Below are 18,696 nucleotides of genomic sequence, written 5' to 3'. Positions count from 1 at the left end.
CAGCTCACCGAGGAGATCAACAACCGCAAGGGCTGACACCCCACCCGGCAGACGGTGCGGGGCCGCACGGTGACACCCACCGCGCGGCCCCGCACTGCTGTCGATCACCATTGACGCCGGTACGGCGGCCTTATAACTTCACTATACGGATTGTCGATTCCGGGAAGCGGAAACGCTGTCGAGAGTGGAGGGTGTGGACATGGGCCAGCAGGAGAAGGTGGCGACGAGCCTCGCCGGTGCCGTCAGCGCGGGGATCAGCGAGTCCCTCGCGCCGGTCGACGCCGAACTCGCCCGCCGCTATCCCGGCGACCCCGGCACCCGCCAGCCCGTCCACACGGTCTACGTACCGGGCGACGCCTTCGAGGCCGGCACCCTGCGCTCCTGGGGCGACCGGGCGCTGCGGGCGCTCGACGAACACGCCCCCGACGCCGGCGCGTTCGCGTCCGTGCTCGGCATCCCGGACGAGCTGGCGGGCCCGGTCCACGACCGCGTCCGCGCCAAGCTGGAGCGCGAGCCCGTCGAGGACCTGCGCATCGACTTCGAGGACGGCTACGGCTCCCGCTCCGACGCCGAGGAGGACGAGGCGGCCGCTCGGGCCGCGCGGCTCGTGGCGGAGGCCCACCGGGACGGCACGGCCGCCCCGTACATGGGCATCCGGATGAAGTGCATGGAAGCCGCCGTGCGCGACCGGGGCATCCGCACCACCGACGTCTTCCTCACCGGTCTGATGGAGGCGGGCGGCCTGCCCGACGGCCTCGTGCTGACCCTGCCGAAGGTGACGTACCCCGAACAGGTCACCGCCTTCGTCCAGCTGCTCGACGCCTTCGAGAAGGCGCACGCGCTGCCCGCCGGACGGCTCGGCTTCGAGATCCAGATCGAGACCAGCCAGTCGATCCTCGCCGCCGACGGGACCGCCGCCGTCGCCCGCATGATCGACGCCGCGGCCGGCCGGGCGACCGGACTGCACTACGGCACCTTCGACTACAGCGCCTGCGTCGGCGTCAGCGCCGCCTACCAGGCGAGCGACCACCCGGCCGCCGACCACGCCAAGGCCGTCATGCAGGTCGCCGCCGCCGGCACCGGCGTACGGGTCAGCGACGGCTCCACCAACGTCCTGCCCGTCGGCCCCACCGCCCGGGTCCACGAGGCCTGGCGGCTCCACTACGGTCTGACCCGCCGTGCCCTGGCCCGCGCGTACTACCAGGGCTGGGACATGCACCCGGGACACCTGCCGACCCGTTACGCCGCCGTCTACGCCTTCTACCGCGAGGGCCTGGAGCAGGCCGCGGCCCGCCTCGCCGCCTACGCGGCCAAGGCCGACGGCGACGTGATGGACGAACCGGCCACCGCGAAGGCGCTGAGCGGCTATCTGCTGCGCGGCATCGACTGCGGCGCACTCGACACCGCCGAGGTGACCGGCCTGACCGGGCTGACCCGTGCCGACCTGGACGAGTACGCCGCACCGCGGCGCGGCGGGCTGACCGTCACGGCACCTTAGAAGTGTTCCGGTCCCTCAGGCCGGCGGCAGCTCGCCCGAACCGCGCGGGACGAGCCGGGTCGGCAGCTCGACCCGGGCCGGGGCGTGGTCGGCGCCGTCGAGCCGGCGGAAGAGGTGCTCGGCGGCGGTGCGGCCGGCGGCCGCCGGATCCTGGGAGACGACGGTGATGCCGAGCAGGTCCGCCAGTTCGATGTCGTCGAACCCGACCAGGGCCACGGGCCGCTCCCGGCCGGCCAGGACGCGCACGGCGGTCACCGTCACCCGGTTGTTCCCCGCGAACAGGGCGGTCACCGGCTCGGGGCCCGTCAGCATGTCCTCCACCGCCGCGCGCACCCGCACCGGGTCCGTGGAGCCGAGCGAGACCCAGGAGTCCCGGACGGCGATCCCGGCGTCCGCCATCGCCGTGTGGTAGCCGCGCAGCCGCTCCGTGGCGGTGTGGATCCTCGGCTGGTCGCCGACGAAGCCGATACGGCGGTGGCCGTGCGCGATCAGATGGGCGACCCCCTCGCGGGCCCCGCCGAAGCTGTCCGACAGCACCGTGTCGGCATCGATCCGTCCCGCCGGGCGGTCCACGAACACCGTGGCTATGCCCGCCTTGATCTCGGGCTCCAGATAGCGGTGGTCGTCGCCCGCCGGAATGACGATGAGGCCGTCGACCCGACGGGCGCACAGGGCGAGCACCAACTCCTGCTCGCGCTCCGGGTCCTCGGCGCTCGACCCGTTGATGAGCAGGGCCCCGTGGGCGCGCGCGACCTCCTCGACGGCACGGCTCAGCGGTCCGTAGAACGGGTCGGCGAGATCCTCCAGCACCAGCCCGATCGAGGCGGTGCGCCCCTTGCGCAGGACGCGCGCGCTGTCGTTGCGGCGGAAGCCCAGCGCCTCGATGGCCTCCTGGACCCGGCGCTCGGTGTCGGGGGTGACGCCCGGTTCGCCGTTGACCACGCGCGAGACCGTCTTGAGGCCCACTCCGGCTCGGGCGGCCACGTCCTTCATGGTCGGACGGTTGCCGTAACGGGGCTCCGGGTGACGGGTGGTCTCGGCCACGATGCGCTGTCCTGTCGTCGGGTTGCGGGCGGATCCGGCCGTGCCACGAGGGGCGCCGGAGGCTGTGGCGTCGAGCATAGGCCCTGGACAACGTTGTCAGCGGAATGGAGACTGTGCAGACCACCGGCCGAAGCCGCAGGTCCCGCCCCTCACCCCCGGAGCCGTCCCGATGCACACCGACCTCGTCGCAGCGCTGGACATCGGCGGAACCAAGATCGCCGGAGCGCTGGTGGACGGGTCCGGCACCCTTCGTACGCGGGCGCGCCGCCCCACGCCCGCCGGGAAGGACGGCGAGACGGTGATGGCGGCCGTCGCCGAGGTCCTCGCGGAGCTGTCCGCCTCCCCGCTCTGGCCGCGGGTCCGCGCCGTCGGCATCGGCAGCGCCGGACCGGTGGACGCGGCGAACGGCACGGTCAGCCCGGTGAACGTGCCGGGCTGGCGGAGCTTTCCGCTGGTGGCCCGGGTGGGCGCGGCGGCCGGCGGACTCCCGGTCGGGCTGGTCGGGGACGGTGTCGCGGTCACCGCGGCCGAGCACTGGCTGGGCGCCGCCCGGGGCCACGACAACGCGCTGTGCATGGTGGTGTCGACCGGGGTCGGCGGCGGCCTCGTGCTCGGCGGCGCGCTGCACCCCGGGCCGAGCGGGAACGCCGGCCACATCGGGCACATCAGCGTGGACCTCGACGGCGATCCGTGTCCATGCGGCGGGCGCGGCTGTGTCGAGCGCATCGCGAGCGGTCCGAACATCGCCCGCCGGGCCCTGGCCAACGGCTGGCTGCCCGGCCCGGACGCGGACGCCTCGGCCGCCGGGGTGGCCGCCGCCGCGCGGGCCGGGGACCCGGTCGCGCTGGCCTCCTTCGAGCGGGCCGCACAGGCGCTCGCCGCGGGCATCGCCGCGACGGCCACCCTCGTGGAGATCGACATCGCGGTGATCGGCGGGGGAGTAGCGGGCGCGGGCGACCTCCTGTTCGCCCCGCTGCGCGCCGCGCTGCGCCGGTACGCCACCCTGTCGTTCGTCCAGGAGCTGACGGTGGCCCCGGCGGTCATGGGCACCGACGCCGGCCTGGTCGGCGCCGCCGCGGCGGCCTTCGGCACGCGGGACGGGGCGCGGGGCATCCTGACGGTCCCGGCGCGGCCATGAACCTCCGGACCGGACCCGGGTGACGGCGGAGGGGGCCGCCACCCGGGTCCGGGCCGGGTCAGCAGGTGATGCGCAGATCCGCCCAGTCCGCGTGGTCGGAGTCGACCCCGTCGCCGCCGTCGGTGACGACCAGCCGGACGACCTGCGCTCCCGTGACGTCCGCCGAGAGCGGGAGGGCGGGCATCGCGTTGGTGAGGACCCCGGTCGAGGCGGCCTTCGTCCCGTCGGCCCAGACCTCGAAGGCGGCGGTGCCCTTGGCGCCCTTCTCGTCGTCCACGCCGACCTGTGCCGTCACCGTCGCGCAGGCGCCTCCCGCGTAGTAGGAGATCTCGCTGGGCGCGTGCACCCCCAGCCCCTTCGCGTACACCTCGCCGCCGATGGTCAGCGGACGGCCGTCGCCCGCCGCGCTCTCACCGTTGCTGGTGTCCTTCTCGACGGGGCCGTAGCCACTGGTCGCCGCGAGCCACGGCAGGTCGCCGAGGTAGCCGCCGCCCGGCGGGGGCGCCACCACCACATGGGCCCGGAACGGGACCGTGGACGCGGCGCGCTCGCCGGAGGGGGCGCGGTAGCGGGCACCGAGCGTCAGGTCGTAGGTGCCCGCCGCGGTACCGGGCGGCGCCGTCACCCGCCAGCGGGTGGTCAGCGCCCGACCGGTGGGCAGGACCCGTGCCGTGGCCGGGGAGTCGGCGGTGACGCGCCAGCCCTCGGGCCCGGTGAGCGTCGCCGAGGCCCGCAGCGCCGGGGTCCGGCCCAGATCCGTGACCGAGGTGGTCAGGGTCGTCGTACGCCCCGCCTCCAGCAGCGGACTGCCGTCCAGGGCCAGTTCCACCGCCGGCGGATACGCGGCCCAGCGGCTGTCCGCGGCGACCCGCAGCAGCACCGTCCCGTGCGCGGGCACCGTCGCGGACAGGGCACCCGCCGTATTGCGGGTGGTCCCGGCCCACAGATCCCGCACGGTGTACGCGTCGGCGGCCGGCAGCCCCGCCGCCGCGGCCGTCGTGGAGATCCGCTGCGCGTTCGCGCTCTCGTTGAACAGGGCCACCACCCGGCTGCCGTCCCGCATCTCCTTGACCACCACCCAGCGTCCGTCCTCGGACGACAGGACGACGCCCTGCCGGCCCAGCGGGTCCTGGTCGACGGCGATGACCTCCCGGTTGGAGAGGATCGCGTACGTCTCGGGCGTCGCCCTGCGCAGATCGGAGCCGATGAGCAGGGGCGCGGCCATCACCGACCACATGGAGAAGTGCGTGCGGTACTCCGTGTCCGTCATGCCGCCGTTGCCGACCTCCAGCATGTCGGGGTCGTTCCAGTGGCCGGGGCCCGCCGCGGCGGCGAGCGGCAGGTTCTTCTTCATGATCGACAGCATGCTGCTCCAGCTGTCGCCGATGTCACCCGTGGTGCGCCAGAGATGACCCAGTTCCGCGGCCCATTCCCAGGGTTTGTTCTGGCCCCATTCGCAGATGCTGTACACGATGGGGCGGCCGGTGGCGGCCAGTGCGTCCCGCATCGTCGTATAGCGTTCCCGGGCGTCGACGCCCTGGTTGTTGCAGTTGTCGTACTTGAGGTAGTCGACACCCCAGTCCGCGAACTGCCGGGCGTCGCTGTACTCGTGGCCGAGCGCGCCGGGAAGGCCCACGCTGTCGCACGTCCTGGTGCCCGCGCTGGTGTAAATGCCGAGCTTGAGCCCCCGGGCGTGGACGTAGTCGGCGACGGCCGCGATTCCGTGCGGGAAGCGCACCGGGTCGGCGACCAGTTTTCCTTCCGCGTCGCGCTGCGGTTCCGCCCAGCAGTCGTCCAGATTGACGTACTCGTAGCCCGCTTCCCTGAGCCCCTTGTCGACGAAGATATCGGCGATTCCCTTGACCATCTCCTCGTTGAACTCGGCTCGGCAATGGGTCGAGTTCCAGTTGTTGAACCCCATGGGCGGGGTGAGCGCGAGACCGTTTCCGGCCGCCTGGACGGCCGGGGGCGAGGCGGGGGCGGACGGCGCCGACGCGGCGGCCGGAACGGTGGTGCCGGCCGCGCAGAGAAGGCCCGCGGCCAGGGCTCCGACGACTCTGAGGCGGCGGGTGCGGGTGGTACGGCTTGGAAGATGACGCATCGTTACGTTCCTCCGTACTCGTGCCGGATCGAATAGCGACATGTGCACGCCAAGGCGAGCGATTACGTTAGGGCGTGTTGAAGTCTGTTGGAAGAGGCCCGGTGCCGGTTGTTCGGTATCTCGTCAAAACCCTTGACGGGCATGCTGGTTGGGGGTGTGATCCAAGCGCACGTTCGGTTGTGTTCGGTTGCCTTCCGAAGGAGGAGGTCATGGCGCACTCGTACGACAGCTCGGATCCGGCCCGCGGCGTTGCGGGAGGGATGTCCCGGAGGAGCCTGCTGCGCGGCGCGGCGATCGGGGCCGGCGCGGTCACGCTTCCCGCACTGCTCACCGCCTGCGGCGGCGGCCCCGGTGGCGACGGCAAGACCGTCACCCTGGGCTCCAACTCCTCCGACCCCATTCCGAAGAAGGCCTTCGCCGACGCGTTCAAGGCCTATGCGGCCCAGTCCGACGGGCGCACGGTGAAGGTCAACACGGTCGACCACAACACCTTTCAGGAGAACATCAACCGCTATCTCCAGGGCAAACCCGACGACGTCTTCATGTGGTTCGCCGGATACCGCATGCAGTTCTTCGCCAAGAAGGGACTGCTGTACGACATCAGTGACAACTGGCAGGGGTACGAGGGTTTCTCCGACGCCCTGAAGGCGCAGTCGACCGGCGAGGACGGCAAGCAGTACCTCACGCCGTACTACTACTATCCGTGGGCCGTCTTCCACCGGAAGAGCCTCTTCACGGAGCGCGGCTACGAGGCGCCGAAGACGCTCGACGCGTACGTGGCCCTCGCCAGGCAGATGAAGAAGGACAAGCTGGACCCCATCGCGTTCTGCGACAAGGACGGCTGGCCCGCCATGGGCACGTTCGACTACATCAACATGCGCACCAATGGATACGCGTTCCACAAGAGCCTGATGGCGGGGGAGGAGGCCTGGACCGACAAACGCGTCAAGGAGGTCTTCGACACCTGGCGCCGGCTGCTCCCGTACTGCCAGCCGGGCGCCAACGGGCGCACCTGGCAGGAGGCCGCCACCAGCCTCCAGAAGCGCACCTCGGGCATGGCCGTCTTCGGACTCCCGCACCCCGGCGCCCAGTTCCCCAAGGACGAGCAGGGGGACCTCGACTTCTTCCCCTTCCCCGTCATCAACCCCGAGCACGGCCAGGACGCCGTCGAGGCGCCCATCGACGGATTCCTCCTCGCCAAGAAGTCCAGGAGCCTCAAGAACGAGAAGACGCTGGAGAGCGCCAAGGACCTGCTGAAGTGGCTCGCCACCGGGAAGGCCGAGGACATCTACCTCAAGAGCGACCCGAACAACATCGCGGTCAGCGACCAGGCCGACACCTCGCAGTACTCGGACCTCCAGAAGAAGGCCGTCGAGCTGGTCTCCGGGGCCAAACAGATCTCCCAGTTCCTGGACCGCGACACCCGGCCCGACTTCTCATCGACCGTCATGATCCCGGCGATCCAGAAGTTCATCAGCAGCCCGAACGACGTGGACGGACTCGTCAACGACATCGAACGGCAGAAGAAGACCATCTTCGCCTCGGACTGAACCGGGAGTACCGACCGTGTCGTTCACCTCGGGGCGGCGCACCGGACGACGGGGCACGCGGCGGTTCACCCGCCGCGACCTGGCCGTCCTGGGCGTGCTGCTCGGCCTGCCCCTCCTGCTCGACCTCGCCGTGGTGTGGGGGCCCACCCTGGCCTCCGTCGCCCTCTCCTTCACCAGCTGGGACGGGATCGGCGACATCGAGTGGGTGGGCACGCGCAACTACGCGAACCTCTTCACGAACTACCCGCCGTTCTGGCCCGCCGCCCGTCACAACCTGCTCTGGCTGGCCTTCCTCGGCCTGGTCGCCACCCCCTTCGGACTGCTGCTGGCCGTCCTCATCGACAAGGGGGTGCGCTTCAGCCGGTTCTACCAGTCGACCCTCTACATGCCCGTGGTGCTCTCCCTGGCCGTGGTCGGCTTCATCGCCCAGCTCGTCTTCTCCCGCGACCAGGGGGCCCTCAACGCCGTCATCGGCGACACGCGCACCCCCACGGACTGGCTGGGCGACCCCGACCTCAACATCTGGATGGTCCTGTTGGCCGCGGCCTGGCGCCACACCGGCTATGTGATGATCCTCTACCTCGCCGGGCTCAAGGCCGTGGACACCTCCCTCAAGGAGGCCGCCGCCATCGACGGGGCGAGCGAGACGCAGACCTTCTTCCGCATCGTCTTCCCCACCCTGCGACCGGTCAACGTGATCGTCGGCGTCATCACCGTCATCGAGTCGCTGCGCGCCTTCGACATCGTCTACGCGGTCAACCACGGCCGCAACGGACTCGAACTGCTCTCCGTCCTCGTCACGGACAACATCATCGGCGAGGCCAGCCGGATCGGGTTCGGCTCCGCCATCGCCGTCGTCCTGCTCGTCGTCTCGCTGGGATTCGTCGTGACGTACCTGGTGCAGGAACTCCGAGGGGAGAAGGACCGATGACCCCGCCGCATCCGGCCGGTGCCCGCCCGGCCCGGCGCCGCGTCCGCCCCGGCCGGCTGGGCGTGCATGCCTTCCTCATGGCGGTCTCGCTCGCGTTCCTCGCCCCGCTGCTGCTCGCCGTCTACGCCTCGCTGCGCCCGTACGAGGAGACCTCCGAGCACGGCTACTTCTCGCTGCCGCGCCATCTCTCCCTGGACTACTACCGGCAGGCGTTCTCCGACTCCGGCATGACGAAGTACTTCGTCAACACGCTGATCATCGCCGTCCCCGGCGTTCTGGTGACGCTCTTCCTCGCCTCGTTCACGGCCTTCGCCCTCGCCCGGCTGAAACTGCGCGGCGGACTCGTCCTGCTGATGCTCTTCACCGCCGGGAACCTGCTCCCGCAGCAGGTGATCGTCACCCCGCTGTACGTCGTCTTCAACCGGATCCCGCTGCCGTACTGGATGTCCGACTCGATGACGATGTTCGACTCCTACTGGGCCGTCGTCCTGGTGCAGGTCGGCTTCCAGCTGGGCTTCTGCGTCTTCGTCCTGGCCAACTTCATGCGGACCCTCCCTCAGGAGATCCTGGAGGCGGCGGTCGTGGACGGCGCGGGCGTCTGGACCCGGTACTGGCGCATCACCCTGCCGCTCTGCCGCCCCGCGCTCGCCGCCCTGGGCACGCTCCAGTTCACCTGGATGTACAACGACTTCCTGTGGGCGCTGGTCTTCGTCTCGGACGGCGACAAGCTCCCGATCACCTCGGCGCTGAACAATCTGCGCGGTCAGTTCTTCACGGACTACAACCTGCTCGCCGCCGGTTCGGTGATCGTCGCCCTGCCCACCCTGGTGGTCTTCCTGCTGCTCCAGCGGCACTTCATCGCGGGCCTCACCCTGGGGTCCGGCAAGGGGTGACCCCGCCGCCCGGCGGCATCGGCGCCCCGGTCACCGGGCGACGCGGGCCCCGATGCCGTCGAGCAGGAAGGCGAGTCCGGTCCGGAAGGTCGCGTCGGGGTCGAGGTGCGCGGCGTCGCGCACCACCGCGGCCAGCGCGGGGTACCTTCCGGTGGCGAAGGCCCGGCGCAGATACGGTCCCCGGGCGGCCTGCCAGCTCTTCTCGTCCAGGCCGGTGGCCCGCTCGGCCCTCCGGTCGGCGACCTCCCGGCGCACCGTCCCGATGGTGTACGCGTTGACCGCCGCGACCACCGGCATGACGTCGTCCACGTCCAGACCGTCCAACGCGGCGAGCACGCTCTCGCTGACGGCCAGCGCGTGCGGTCCGAGCTGCGGGCGCCCGCCGAGGAGGTCGGCGAGCCATTCGTGGGCGAGCACGGCACGCCGCATCCCCGCCGCCAGCGACTCCAGCACCTCCCGCCATCCGTCACCGGCCGGCCGGATCTCCGCATGGGCGGCGTCGACCATGAGGTCGAGCAGCTCCTCCTTGCTGTCGATGTAGCCGTAGAGCCGCATCGGGCGGACGTCCAGCGCGGCGGCGACCTTGCGCAGCGACACCGCGTCCAGCCCGTCGGCGTCGGCCAGCCGGACCGCCGCATCCACGATCAGCTCACGGCTCAGCGGGGCAGGAACCGGACGTTGCGGCGGCTCCGGCCGCTCCCACACGAACATGAGGCCGACGATACCCGGCGGCTGGCGATACACCGTATCGAACGATACGGTGTATCGGACGGTTCGCCGTGCACGGCACGGGACAGGACGACCGTCCGACAAGGGGGCAACCATGACCATCGCCATCGTCGGAGCGGGCCTCGGCGGGCTCGCCCTCGCACGGGTGCTGCATGTGCACGGCATCGAATCCGTCGTCTACGAACGCGAGTCCTCGCGCCACGCGCGCGGTCAGGGCGGCATGCTCGACATCCACTCCGGGCAGCGGGCCCTGCGCGAGGCCGGCCTGCTCGACGCCTTCCTCGCGATCGCCCGGGGCGAGGGCCAGGACCTGCGCCTCCTCGACTCGGACGGCACGCTGCTCCTCCAGGAGGACACCCCGGACGACGCCCCGCTCCTCCGTCCCGAGATCGACCGCGCCGACCTGCGCGCCCTGCTGCTCGACTCCCTGCCCGAGGGCGTCGTGCGCTGGGGCCACGTCCTCACCCGCGCCGAACCGGGCCGGCTGCACTTCGAGGACGGCGGAAGCGCACCCTGCGAGCTGCTGGTCGGCGCGGACGGCGCCTCCTCCCGGGTCCGCCCGCTGGTCACTGATGCCCGCCCCGCGCACACCGGCCACCACAGCGTCGAGATCGGCATCCCCGACATCGACCGCACGCACCCCGCACTCGCGGAGATGGTCGGCCGGGGCAGCTACTGGGCGCTCGGGGACGGGCTGACCCTCTCCGCCCAGCGCAACGGCGACGGCCGGGTGCGCATCGGCATCGGCTTCCACCGCACCGACGAGGACTGGCTCGACACCTGCGGCATCCCCTTCGACGACCCGGCCGCCGCCCGTGCCCGGCTGATCGAACTGCTCCCCGGCTGGGACGCCCGCTTCGCCACCCTCATCGGGGCCTGCGACGACCTGGTCGTGCCACGGGCCGTCAGCAGCCTCCCGGCCGGGCTGAGCTGGGCCCCGGTACCCGGCGTGACGCTCGTCGGCGACGCCGCGCATCTCATGCCGCCGGTCGGGGAGGGGGCCAACATGGCGCTGCTCGACGGCGCCCTGCTCGCCCTCGCCCTGGCCGGACGGCCGGGCGACGTCCCCGCCGCCGTCGCCGCCTACGAACGCGAGATGTTCGAACGCGCCGGGAAGGCGGCCCGGATGTCCGAACGGCTGCACTCCGTCCTGGCGGCGCCCGACGCGGCCCGGCGGATGCTGGCCTTCTTCCGCCCCGAGGAGGACGGGCGCGCCCCGGCGGAACCGGACACCGCCGCTCCCACGGCCGTCTGAGGGCCGTTCGAGCGGGGGCGGCGCGGGTCCGATCGAGTCATCCGGGCCCGTGGACCGACGGCGTTGTCAGTGGCGGGTGCGATCCTGCGGGTATGGACGAGATCATGCGGCGTCGCGTGTACGGCGCCGATCACGACGACCCCGACCCCGGGCCCAAGCCGGGCCGTTCCTACCGGGAGCTGGTGGGCGGGCCGCTCGACGGGCTGCTGCTGGACGTGACCGGCTGGACCGACGTCGCCCTCGCGGACGGCTCCGCCCTCGTCACCGAGATCGGCGCCTACGGGGCCGGGGGCCGGGCGGAGTACGGACCGCGGGGCGAGGATCCGGACAAGTGGGACTGGCGAGGCGACACGCCCTGACCGCTGCGGGGGGCCGGGCGTTCCCCGGCGGCCGGGGCCCCTGCGGCGGGCCCGAGCCGGAGGCGGGGCGCCGCCGGGACACCGGGCGGCCGGCCCCTGCGGCTTCGGCGCGCCCTGCCCCGGATCACCGGCCGCGGTCCATGCCCTGCTGCGGGACGACCACGAGGAACGCGTCCTGTTCCAGGTCCATCACCACCTCCGCCGCGACGCCCTCGCCGCGACGGGCCGCCGCGAACTCCTCCGCAGGCCAACTGCCCCGTGGATCCCCCGCGGGAAACCGTTCCAGTACGGTGCGGCGCACGGTGCACCCCCTGTCGTTCGTTCCGATGCCCGCTCCAACGACGCACGGGGCCCGCCGTTACGCCCGGAACGGCCCGAACGGGCACCTTCGGCCCGCCGGAAGCAGCCGCCCGGCCGGACGGCGTGGTTGCGCTCCGGCAACGTCACCGCCACAGTCGTGTTTTCGCGGCACGGTGTTGCGGGCAAGCCACTGGGGGCTACGGAAGAGGGGGAACCGTGATCGTCTGGATCAACGGTGCGTTCGGCGCGGGCAAGACGAGCGCCGCGCGTGAACTGATCGATCTGATCCCGAACAGCACCTTGTACGACCCGGAACTGACCGGGGCGGGGCTGGGATCCCTGCTGCCCCAGAAGAAGCTCGCCGAAGTGACCGACTTCCAGGACCTGCCGATCTGGCGGCGCCTCGTGGTCGACACGGCGGCGGCGCTGCTCGCCGAGATCGGTGGTGTGCTGGTCGTCCCGATGACCCTGCTGCGGCAGGAGTACCGCGACGAGATCTTCGGCGGGCTCGCCTCCAGGCGCGTCTCCGTGCACCATGTACTGCTCCGACCTGACGAAACGATCCTGCGTCAACGGATCGCGCACCGGGCCCAGTTCCCCGAGGACCCGGACCGGGTCGACAGCACCGGCCGCTGGGCGTTCGACCGGATCGCGCCCTACAAATCCGCGCTCCGCTGGATCACCCCCGACGCCCACACCATCGACAACGGCGCGCTCACCCCGCGCGAGACGGCCGAGCGGATCGCCGAGGCCGTACGGACCGGGGCGGCGCCCGTCTGCGAGATCGTGCAGACCCCCGACCCCACGGCCGAGACCGTCGCGGCCGGAGTGCTGCTCTTCGACGAGCACGACCGGGTCCTGCTCGTCGACCCCACGTACAAACCGGGCTGGGAGTTCCCCGGCGGTGTGGTGGAGGCCGGTGAGGCGCCCGCGCAGGCCGGGATACGGGAGGTGGCCGAGGAGATAGGGATCCACCTCGACCGGGTGCCCCGGCTGCTCGTCGTCGACTGGGAGGCCCCCCGGCCGCCCGGCTACGGCGGTCTGCGGCTGCTCTTCGACGGAGGCACCCTGACCGGCGCGGACGCCCGGAGACTGCTGCTGCCCGGATCGGAGCTGCGCGACTGGCGGTTCGTCACCGAGGAGGAGGCTGCCACCATGCTGCCTCCCACCCGGTACGAACGGCTGTGCTGGGCCCTGCGCGCCCGGGAACGCTCAGCCGTGCTCAACCTGGAGGCCGGCATCCCCGTGGGCTGAGGCGCGCATCACCGCCACCGCGTCCTCGGTGAGCGGTTCGCCGTGACCGAAGCAGACCGTGGCCGCCTCCAGGTCCGCCAGCCGGCCGAAGGAGGCCGCGGCCTGCTCCCGGTCGATGTTCATCACGCCCAGCAGCACCTGTCCCTGCGCCTCGGCGACGCAGTCCCCGGTGAACAGGACCTTGTGCCGGGGCAGATGGATGCCGACGGAACCCGGCGTGTGCCCGGGGGAGTGGACCACCACCGCCCCGTCGCCGAAGGGCAGCGTGCTCCCGTCGGACAGCTCCGTGTCCACCCGGGTCGGGGGCGCCACGGGCACCGTCAGCCCGTGGGCGTGGATGGGGATCTCCCAGTCCAGCAGGTCCGGGGCGGGGACCTCCGCCTCGCCCCGGATGTACGGGGCGTCCAGCCGGTGCGCGAGGATCTCGCAGCCGTGCCGGTCGGCGAGCTCCTGAGCGGCGCCGTAGTGGTCGCGGTGGCCGTGGGTGATGACGATCCGGGCGATCCGGGCCGGATCGTGGCCGAGTCCGCGGACCGCCTCCTCGATGGCGGGTCCGCTCTCCGCGTCGCCCGCGTCGATCAGGGTCAGTTCGGTCCCGTCGCGCCAGAGGTAGGCCTGGCCGATCCGGAAACGCAGCAGGTGCAACCGGGGCAGTATCTCGATGAGTTCCATGCCGCGAACGTATGCGCGCACGCTCCGCGGCGGCGCCCGACTACGCTCTGGGCGAGCTTCGCTCTGCGCGTAGCGGCCGGCCGGGGCGCGGACCTCGCACCCCGGCCGGCCGCCGTCCGTCCCGGGACACGGCCCAGGAGCCCTCAGGCCTTCTTGGACTCCGCGTAGTTCCGCAGGAACAGCGCCTCGGCCACCGAGAGCCGCTCCAGCTCCTCGGGCGACACGCTCTCGTTCACCGCGTGGATCTGCGCCTCGGGCTCGCTCAGACCGATCAGCAGGATCTCGGCCTGCGGATACAGCTCGGAGAGCGCGTTGCACAGCGGGATCGAGCCGCCCATCCCCGAGGACTGCATCTCCTGGCCGTCGTACGCGGTCCGCATGGCGTCGGCCATCGCCGTGTACGCCGGGCTCGACAGATCGGCGCGGAACGGCTGCCCCTGGCCCACCTGCTCGACCGCGATCCGCGCCCCCCACGGGGTGTGCGCGCGCAGATGCGCGGTCAGCAGCTTCGTCGCCTCGACCGCGTCGGCGCCCGGCGGCACCCGGAGGCTGATCTGCGCGCGGGCGCTCGCCTGCACGGAGGGCGTCGCCCCGACCACCGGCGGGCAGTCGATCCCGATGACGGTGACGGCCGGACGCGCCCAGACGCGGTCCGCGACCGTGCCCGTGCCGATCAGGGAGACCCCGTCCAGGACCTTGGCGTCCGAGCGGAACTCCTCCTCCGGGTACTGCAGCCCGTCCCACGCCGCGTCGTCGGTGAGACCGTCGACGGTGGTCGAGCCGTCCTCGGCCCGCAGCGACGCGAGCAGCTGGATCATCGCGGCCAGCGCGTCGGGCGCGGCACCGCCGAACTGCCCGGAGTGCAGGTTGCCTTCGAGGGTGTCCAGCTGGACCCGGAGCATCGTCATCCCGCGCAGCGTCGAGGTGACGGTCGGCAGCCCGACGCGGAAGTTGCCGGTGTCCCCGATCACGATGGTGTCCGCCGTCAGCAGTTCCGGGTGCGACCGCGCGTACTGCTCCAGGCCGCCGGTGCCCTGCTCCTCCGAGCCCTCGGCGATCACCTTCACCGAGACCGGCACCCCGCCGTTGGCCTTGAGGGCGCGCAGCGCCAGCAGATGCATCAGCACCCCGCCCTTGCAGTCGGCCGCTCCCCGGCCGAACCAGCGGCCGTCACGCTCCGTCAGCTCGAACGGCGGGGACAGCCAGGCCGACTCGTCGAGCGGCGGCTGCACGTCGTAGTGCGCGTACAGCAGCACCGTGGGAGCCCCCGCCGGGCCGGGCAGGTATCCGTAGACGGACTGGGTGCCGTCCGGGGTGTCGAGCAGCGCGACGTCCTGGAAGTCCTCGGCGCGCAGGGCGTCGGCGACCCACGCGGCCGCCGCCTCGCACTCGCTCTTCGGGTACACGTCCGGGTCCGCCACCGACTGGAAGGCCACCAGCTCCGCGAGCTCCGTCCGCGCACGGGGCATCAACGAGGCGACGGTCTCGGAAATCGGATGGACGGTCATGGGTACGCTCCTCGTAGGTGCGGCGTTATGGGTACGAATCCGGCCACCCGGACACCAGGAGTGCGGTATCGCGGGTACGGCGGAGGCTCGGCCGATCCTCCCACAGCGGGGAGCGCTCGCAGCGCGCCGTAGGATGCCTGGAGCAGCTGGGGCCACTGGTCGGATCGGGAGCAGAAGCACATCGTGAGCAGCGAGAACGCAGACGCCGGACATGAGCACGAAGAGTCGTCCGTGTGGGACGTCGTCGTAGTCGGCGCCGGACCGGCGGGAGCCTCGGCGGCATACGCGGCGGCGGTCGCCGGCCGCCGGGTACTGCTCCTGGAGAAGGCGGAGCTGCCCCGCTACAAGACATGCGGCGGCGGCATCATCGGGTACTCGCGCGACGCGCTGCCGCCCGGATTCGAACTGCCCCTGCAGGACCGGATCCACGCGGTCACCTTCTCGCTCAACGGCAGGCTGGCGCGGACCCGCCGCTCCCGGCGCATGCTCTTCGGGCTCATCAACCGGCCCGAGTTCGACGCGGGCCTGGTGGAGGAGGCGCAGAAGGCGGGCGCCGAACTGCGCACCGGTGCGACGGTGACCCGGGTCGAGCAGCACGGTGCCGCGGTGCCCGACCGGCGCACGGTCGCGGTCGTGCTCTCCGGTGGCGAGACGGTCCTGGCCCGCGCGGTGGTGGGTGCCGACGGCAGTGCCGGCCGGATAGGAGCCCATGTCGGGGTGAAGCTGGACCAGGTGGACCTGGGTCTGGAGTCCGAGATCCCCGTGCCGCCGACCGTGGCCGAGGACTGGGCCGGCCGGGTGCTCATCGACTGGGGCCCCATGCCCGGCAGTTACGGCTGGGTCTTCCCCAAGGGCGACACCCTGACCGTCGGGGTGATCTCGGCCCGGGGCGACGGCGCGGGCACCAAGCGCTATCTGGAGGACTTCATCGCGCGGCTCGGCCTGGCCGGCTTCGAACCGAAGATCTCCTCCGGTCATCTGACGCGCTGTCGCAGCGAGGACTCGCCGCTCTCGCGCGGCCGGGTCCTGGTGTGCGGGGACGCGGCGGGGCTGCTGGAGCCGTGGACCCGGGAGGGCATCTCCTTCGCCCTGCGCTCGGGGCGGCTCGCCGGTGAGTGGGCCGTACGGGTCGCGGAGTCGCACGACGCCGTGGACGCGCGCCGCCAGGCGCTCAACTACGCCTTCGCCATCAAGGCCGGGCTCGGCGTCGAGATGAGCGTGGGGCGCCGGATGCTGAAGCTCTTCGAGCGCCGCCCCGGTGTGCTGCACGCCGTTCTGACCGGATTCCGGCCCGCGTGGAACGCGTTCGCCGGAGTCACCCGGGGCACGACCTCGCTGGCCGAACTGGTCCGTTCGCACCCGCTGGCGCAGCGGGCGCTGTCGGCGATGGACCGTTAGCGCTCTTCCCCTTCTTCTGTCCCGAGGCTCCGGGGCCGGATCCGCGAGACGCGCGGTCCGGCCCCGGAGTCAGTTCTCGACGGCCACCCGGAAGACCGGGTGGTCGGGGAGGGCCGCCAGGAGTTCGGCGTCCGTGGACTTGGCCGTGATGCCCTGGAAGTACTGGTTGACCTCCCAGCCCCAGCGCTCCAGATAGGCGCGGACGACCGCCGCCTTGTGCGCGTCGTTCCCGATCTCCGTCGCCGTGAACGGGCGGGTCCTGCGGCCCACCCGCAGCTCGCCGCCGCCCGCGGCACGCATATTGCGCACCCACTGCGAGTGGCCGCGCGCCGAGACGAGGTACTGCACGCCCTCGTAGGTGTGGAGGTTGACCGGGATGCGCTGCATCCGGCCGCTCTTGCGACCCCGCACCGACAGCTCCTGCGAACCCATCAGGCTGATCCCGTGCCGTGCCAGCCAGCCGACGACGCCGTTCATGCGGACGGTGAAGGAGCTGCCCCGGCGGTAGTACGGCTGCGACATGGTGACCCCCATGGTTGATGAGAGCGGTGCTCTGGATTGGTGAGCGGTGCTCTCGCTTGAGATCAGTGTGCATCGGTGCGGTGCTCAAAAGCAAGAGCACTGCTCTCGTTCCTGGTCAGTGCTCCAGATCCGTGGCAGACTGACGGGCATGAGCGCAATCAAGGGAGCAAGGGAGCGGGCCCGCATCGAGGTCACCGCCGCCATCAAGGACGAGGCGCGGCGGCAGCTCGCCGAGGAAGGAGCGGCGAAACTGTCGCTGCGTGCGGTGGCGCGCGAGCTGGGCATGGTCTCGTCGGCGCTCTACCGCTACTTCCCCAGCCGCGACGAACTGCTGACGGCCCTGATCGTCGACGCGTACGACTCCGTGGGTGCGGCGGCCGAGCGCGCCGACCGCGAGGTGACGGAGGCCCCCGCACCCCCCGCCGACCCCGAGGCCCCCGCTCCCGCGCACGGCACCGGCCTCGCCCGCTGGACGGCCGTCGGCTGCGCCGTCCGCACCTGGGCCCTGGCCCACCCGCACGAGTACGCGTTGATCTACGGGTCGCCCGTGCCGGGCTACACCGCCCCGCAGACCACCGTCGTCCCGGCCTCCCGCGTCGGCCTGCTGCTCATCTCCGTCGTCGAGGAGGCCCACCGCACCGAGGGGCTGGCACTCCCGCCGCTCGCGGAGGAACTGCGCCCCGAGGCCGAGCGGCTGGCCGCCGCGTTCGCGCCCGGACTGCCGCCGGCCGCGGCCGCCCCGCTCGTCGCCGCCTGGTCGCAGCTCTTCGGGCTGCTGTCCTTCGAGCTGTTCGGCCAGTTCAACCGGGTGGTGGAGGACCGCGAGGTCTTCTTCCGCCACGCCGTCGCGGAACTGGGCCGGACCGTCGGCCTGATGGGGAACCGCTAAGGCGGCGGTCCGGCGGTCCGTACGACGCCCGTAGGCTCCTCCCATGACGGAACCGCCCCTCACCGAAGCCGAGATCGCCGAGGCCGAAAGGGAACTCGGCGTCCGTCTCCCCGAGGAGTACCGGGCGTACCTGCGGGAGGTGAGCGCGGGCGGCGCGCTCCTCCCGTTGCGGCGGACCGGGCAGGGCTGGTGGTGGGCCGGGAACGACGCGTGGCGGCGTGATCTGCTGACGACCGCCTTCCCGCATCCGGGTTCCTGTGCGGGGAGCGACGACGGACCGATGGCGCGCGAGCCGCGGGTTGAGGAGTTCGCGGACGATGCCGCGTATGCGGCGGCCCGGCGCGCCTGGGCCGACGAGGCCGATCGGGCCGAGGACCTGAGGACGGCCGGCGCGGTCGTCGTCCAGGAGCACGGCTGCGGCTTCTCCACCCTGCTGGCCGTGACCGGCCCGTTGGCCGGAACGGTCTGGTGGGACGGGAGGGCCACCTGCGACCTGATCGTCCCGCTGTCCCTGGACCACGCCGGCGGCGGCCGTCCCGTCCGGTTCGGGGAGTGGCTGGACCACGGTTCGTGGGCGCTTCTGCCGCCGGGCTGGGGGCCGCCGTCCCCTCCGAGCCCCGTCGTCGACCGCTGAGCCCCGTCCGGCGGCCCGCCC

At 72.2% G+C, this 18,696-nt stretch carries 18 protein-coding genes; 11 read left to right on the top strand and 7 right to left on the bottom strand.

Features of this window, described 5'->3' with window-relative positions; all coding sequences use genetic code 11:
• Window positions 1-199 precede the first annotated feature (199 nt).
• Entirely contained in the window at window positions 200-1,498 is a 1,299-nt protein-coding gene (locus ACZ4FH_RS30680) for a DUF6986 family protein (RefSeq protein WP_467309018.1), read from the top strand.
• A gap of 15 nt (window positions 1,499-1,513) precedes the next feature.
• Here the strand turns inward: ACZ4FH_RS30680 and ACZ4FH_RS30675 are convergent, their stop codons facing one another.
• Complete coding sequence (locus ACZ4FH_RS30675; protein ID WP_467309016.1) at window positions 1,514-2,542, bottom strand: LacI family DNA-binding transcriptional regulator; 1,029 nt, start codon at window positions 2,540-2,542, stop codon at window positions 1,514-1,516.
• 169 nt (window positions 2,543-2,711) lie between these two features.
• On the opposite strand from ACZ4FH_RS30675, the gene ACZ4FH_RS30670 reads away from it, so the two are divergent.
• Window positions 2,712-3,680 (top strand): ROK family protein, encoded by a 969-nt coding sequence (locus ACZ4FH_RS30670; protein ID WP_467309014.1) that lies wholly within the window; start codon window positions 2,712-2,714, stop codon window positions 3,678-3,680.
• 58 nt (window positions 3,681-3,738) lie between these two features.
• Here ACZ4FH_RS30670 and ACZ4FH_RS30665 read toward each other — a convergent pair whose 3' ends face one another.
• Window positions 3,739-5,781, bottom strand: a complete 2,043-nt coding sequence (locus ACZ4FH_RS30665) for an NPCBM/NEW2 domain-containing protein (protein ID WP_467309011.1) — start codon at window positions 5,779-5,781, stop codon at window positions 3,739-3,741.
• 260 nt (window positions 5,782-6,041) lie between these two features.
• On the opposite strand from ACZ4FH_RS30665, the gene ACZ4FH_RS30660 reads away from it, so the two are divergent.
• Genes ACZ4FH_RS30660 through ACZ4FH_RS30650 form a run of 3 tightly spaced genes read left to right on the top strand, consistent with a single transcriptional unit; the run spans window position 6,042 to window position 9,155 of the window.
• The gene (locus ACZ4FH_RS30660) at window positions 6,042-7,331 is read left to right on the top strand and encodes an ABC transporter substrate-binding protein (RefSeq protein ID WP_467309033.1); all 1,290 of its coding nucleotides are present in this window, start codon (window positions 6,042-6,044) and stop codon (window positions 7,329-7,331) included.
• Window positions 7,332-7,347: 16 nt separating this feature from the next.
• Window positions 7,348-8,262 (top strand): carbohydrate ABC transporter permease, encoded by a 915-nt coding sequence (locus ACZ4FH_RS30655; protein ID WP_467309010.1) that lies wholly within the window; start codon window positions 7,348-7,350, stop codon window positions 8,260-8,262.
• Entirely contained in the window at window positions 8,259-9,155 is an 897-nt protein-coding gene (locus ACZ4FH_RS30650) for a carbohydrate ABC transporter permease (RefSeq protein WP_467309009.1), read from the top strand. The genes ACZ4FH_RS30655 and ACZ4FH_RS30650 overlap by 4 nt, the downstream gene beginning before the upstream one ends.
• Before the next feature lie 30 nt (window positions 9,156-9,185).
• Here the strand turns inward: ACZ4FH_RS30650 and ACZ4FH_RS30645 are convergent, their stop codons facing one another.
• The gene (locus ACZ4FH_RS30645) at window positions 9,186-9,866 is read right to left on the bottom strand and encodes a TetR/AcrR family transcriptional regulator (protein ID WP_467309007.1); all 681 of its coding nucleotides are present in this window, start codon (window positions 9,864-9,866) and stop codon (window positions 9,186-9,188) included.
• A 112-nt stretch (window positions 9,867-9,978) separates the two neighbouring features.
• On the opposite strand from ACZ4FH_RS30645, the gene ACZ4FH_RS30640 reads away from it, so the two are divergent.
• Complete coding sequence (locus ACZ4FH_RS30640; RefSeq protein ID WP_467309005.1) at window positions 9,979-11,139, top strand: FAD-dependent oxidoreductase; 1,161 nt, start codon at window positions 9,979-9,981, stop codon at window positions 11,137-11,139.
• Between the two features lie 92 nt (window positions 11,140-11,231).
• Window positions 11,232-11,498, top strand: a complete 267-nt coding sequence (locus ACZ4FH_RS30635; RefSeq protein WP_383634416.1) for a hypothetical protein — start codon at window positions 11,232-11,234, stop codon at window positions 11,496-11,498.
• Between the two features lie 124 nt (window positions 11,499-11,622).
• Here ACZ4FH_RS30635 and ACZ4FH_RS30630 read toward each other — a convergent pair whose 3' ends face one another.
• The gene (locus ACZ4FH_RS30630) at window positions 11,623-11,799 is read right to left on the bottom strand and encodes a hypothetical protein (RefSeq protein ID WP_385112822.1); all 177 of its coding nucleotides are present in this window, start codon (window positions 11,797-11,799) and stop codon (window positions 11,623-11,625) included.
• A 215-nt stretch (window positions 11,800-12,014) separates the two neighbouring features.
• Here ACZ4FH_RS30630 and ACZ4FH_RS30625 point away from each other — a divergent pair, with 215 nt between their 5' ends.
• Window positions 12,015-13,052: an NUDIX hydrolase gene (locus tag ACZ4FH_RS30625; protein WP_467309003.1), complete on the top strand. Its 1,038-nt coding sequence runs from the start codon at window positions 12,015-12,017 to the stop codon at window positions 13,050-13,052.
• Here the strand turns inward: ACZ4FH_RS30625 and ACZ4FH_RS30620 are convergent.
• Both ACZ4FH_RS30620 and ACZ4FH_RS30615 read right to left on the bottom strand, forming a co-directional pair.
• Window positions 13,011-13,724 (bottom strand): MBL fold metallo-hydrolase, encoded by a 714-nt coding sequence (locus ACZ4FH_RS30620; protein ID WP_467309002.1) that lies wholly within the window; start codon window positions 13,722-13,724, stop codon window positions 13,011-13,013. The genes ACZ4FH_RS30625 and ACZ4FH_RS30620 overlap by 42 nt on opposite strands.
• 143 nt (window positions 13,725-13,867) lie before the next feature.
• Window positions 13,868-15,232 (bottom strand): M20/M25/M40 family metallo-hydrolase, encoded by a 1,365-nt coding sequence (locus tag ACZ4FH_RS30615; protein ID WP_467309001.1) that lies wholly within the window; start codon window positions 15,230-15,232, stop codon window positions 13,868-13,870.
• A gap of 183 nt (window positions 15,233-15,415) precedes the next feature.
• Here ACZ4FH_RS30615 and ACZ4FH_RS30610 point away from each other — a divergent pair, with 183 nt between their 5' ends.
• On the top strand, window positions 15,416-16,630 hold the full coding sequence (locus tag ACZ4FH_RS30610; protein ID WP_467308999.1) for a geranylgeranyl reductase family protein: 1,215 nt from the start codon (window positions 15,416-15,418) through the stop codon (window positions 16,628-16,630).
• A gap of 69 nt (window positions 16,631-16,699) precedes the next feature.
• On the opposite strand, the gene ACZ4FH_RS30605 is transcribed toward ACZ4FH_RS30610, so the two are convergent.
• On the bottom strand, window positions 16,700-17,152 hold the full coding sequence (locus ACZ4FH_RS30605) for a nitroreductase/quinone reductase family protein (protein WP_467308998.1): 453 nt from the start codon (window positions 17,150-17,152) through the stop codon (window positions 16,700-16,702).
• Between the two features lie 148 nt (window positions 17,153-17,300).
• Between ACZ4FH_RS30605 and ACZ4FH_RS30600 the strand changes: the two genes are divergently transcribed.
• Window positions 17,301-18,041 carry a TetR/AcrR family transcriptional regulator gene (locus ACZ4FH_RS30600; protein WP_467308997.1) on the top strand — a complete coding sequence of 247 codons (741 nt, stop codon included), beginning with the start codon at window positions 17,301-17,303 and terminating at the stop codon, window positions 18,039-18,041.
• 43 nt (window positions 18,042-18,084) lie between these two features.
• On the top strand, window positions 18,085-18,675 hold the full coding sequence (locus ACZ4FH_RS30595; RefSeq protein WP_467308995.1) for an SMI1/KNR4 family protein: 591 nt from the start codon (window positions 18,085-18,087) through the stop codon (window positions 18,673-18,675).
• Window positions 18,676-18,696 lie beyond the last annotated feature (21 nt).

This window comes from Streptomyces sp. NPDC024555 (assembly GCF_055559335.1).
This window is presented reverse-complemented; position numbering and strand designations above follow the sequence as displayed.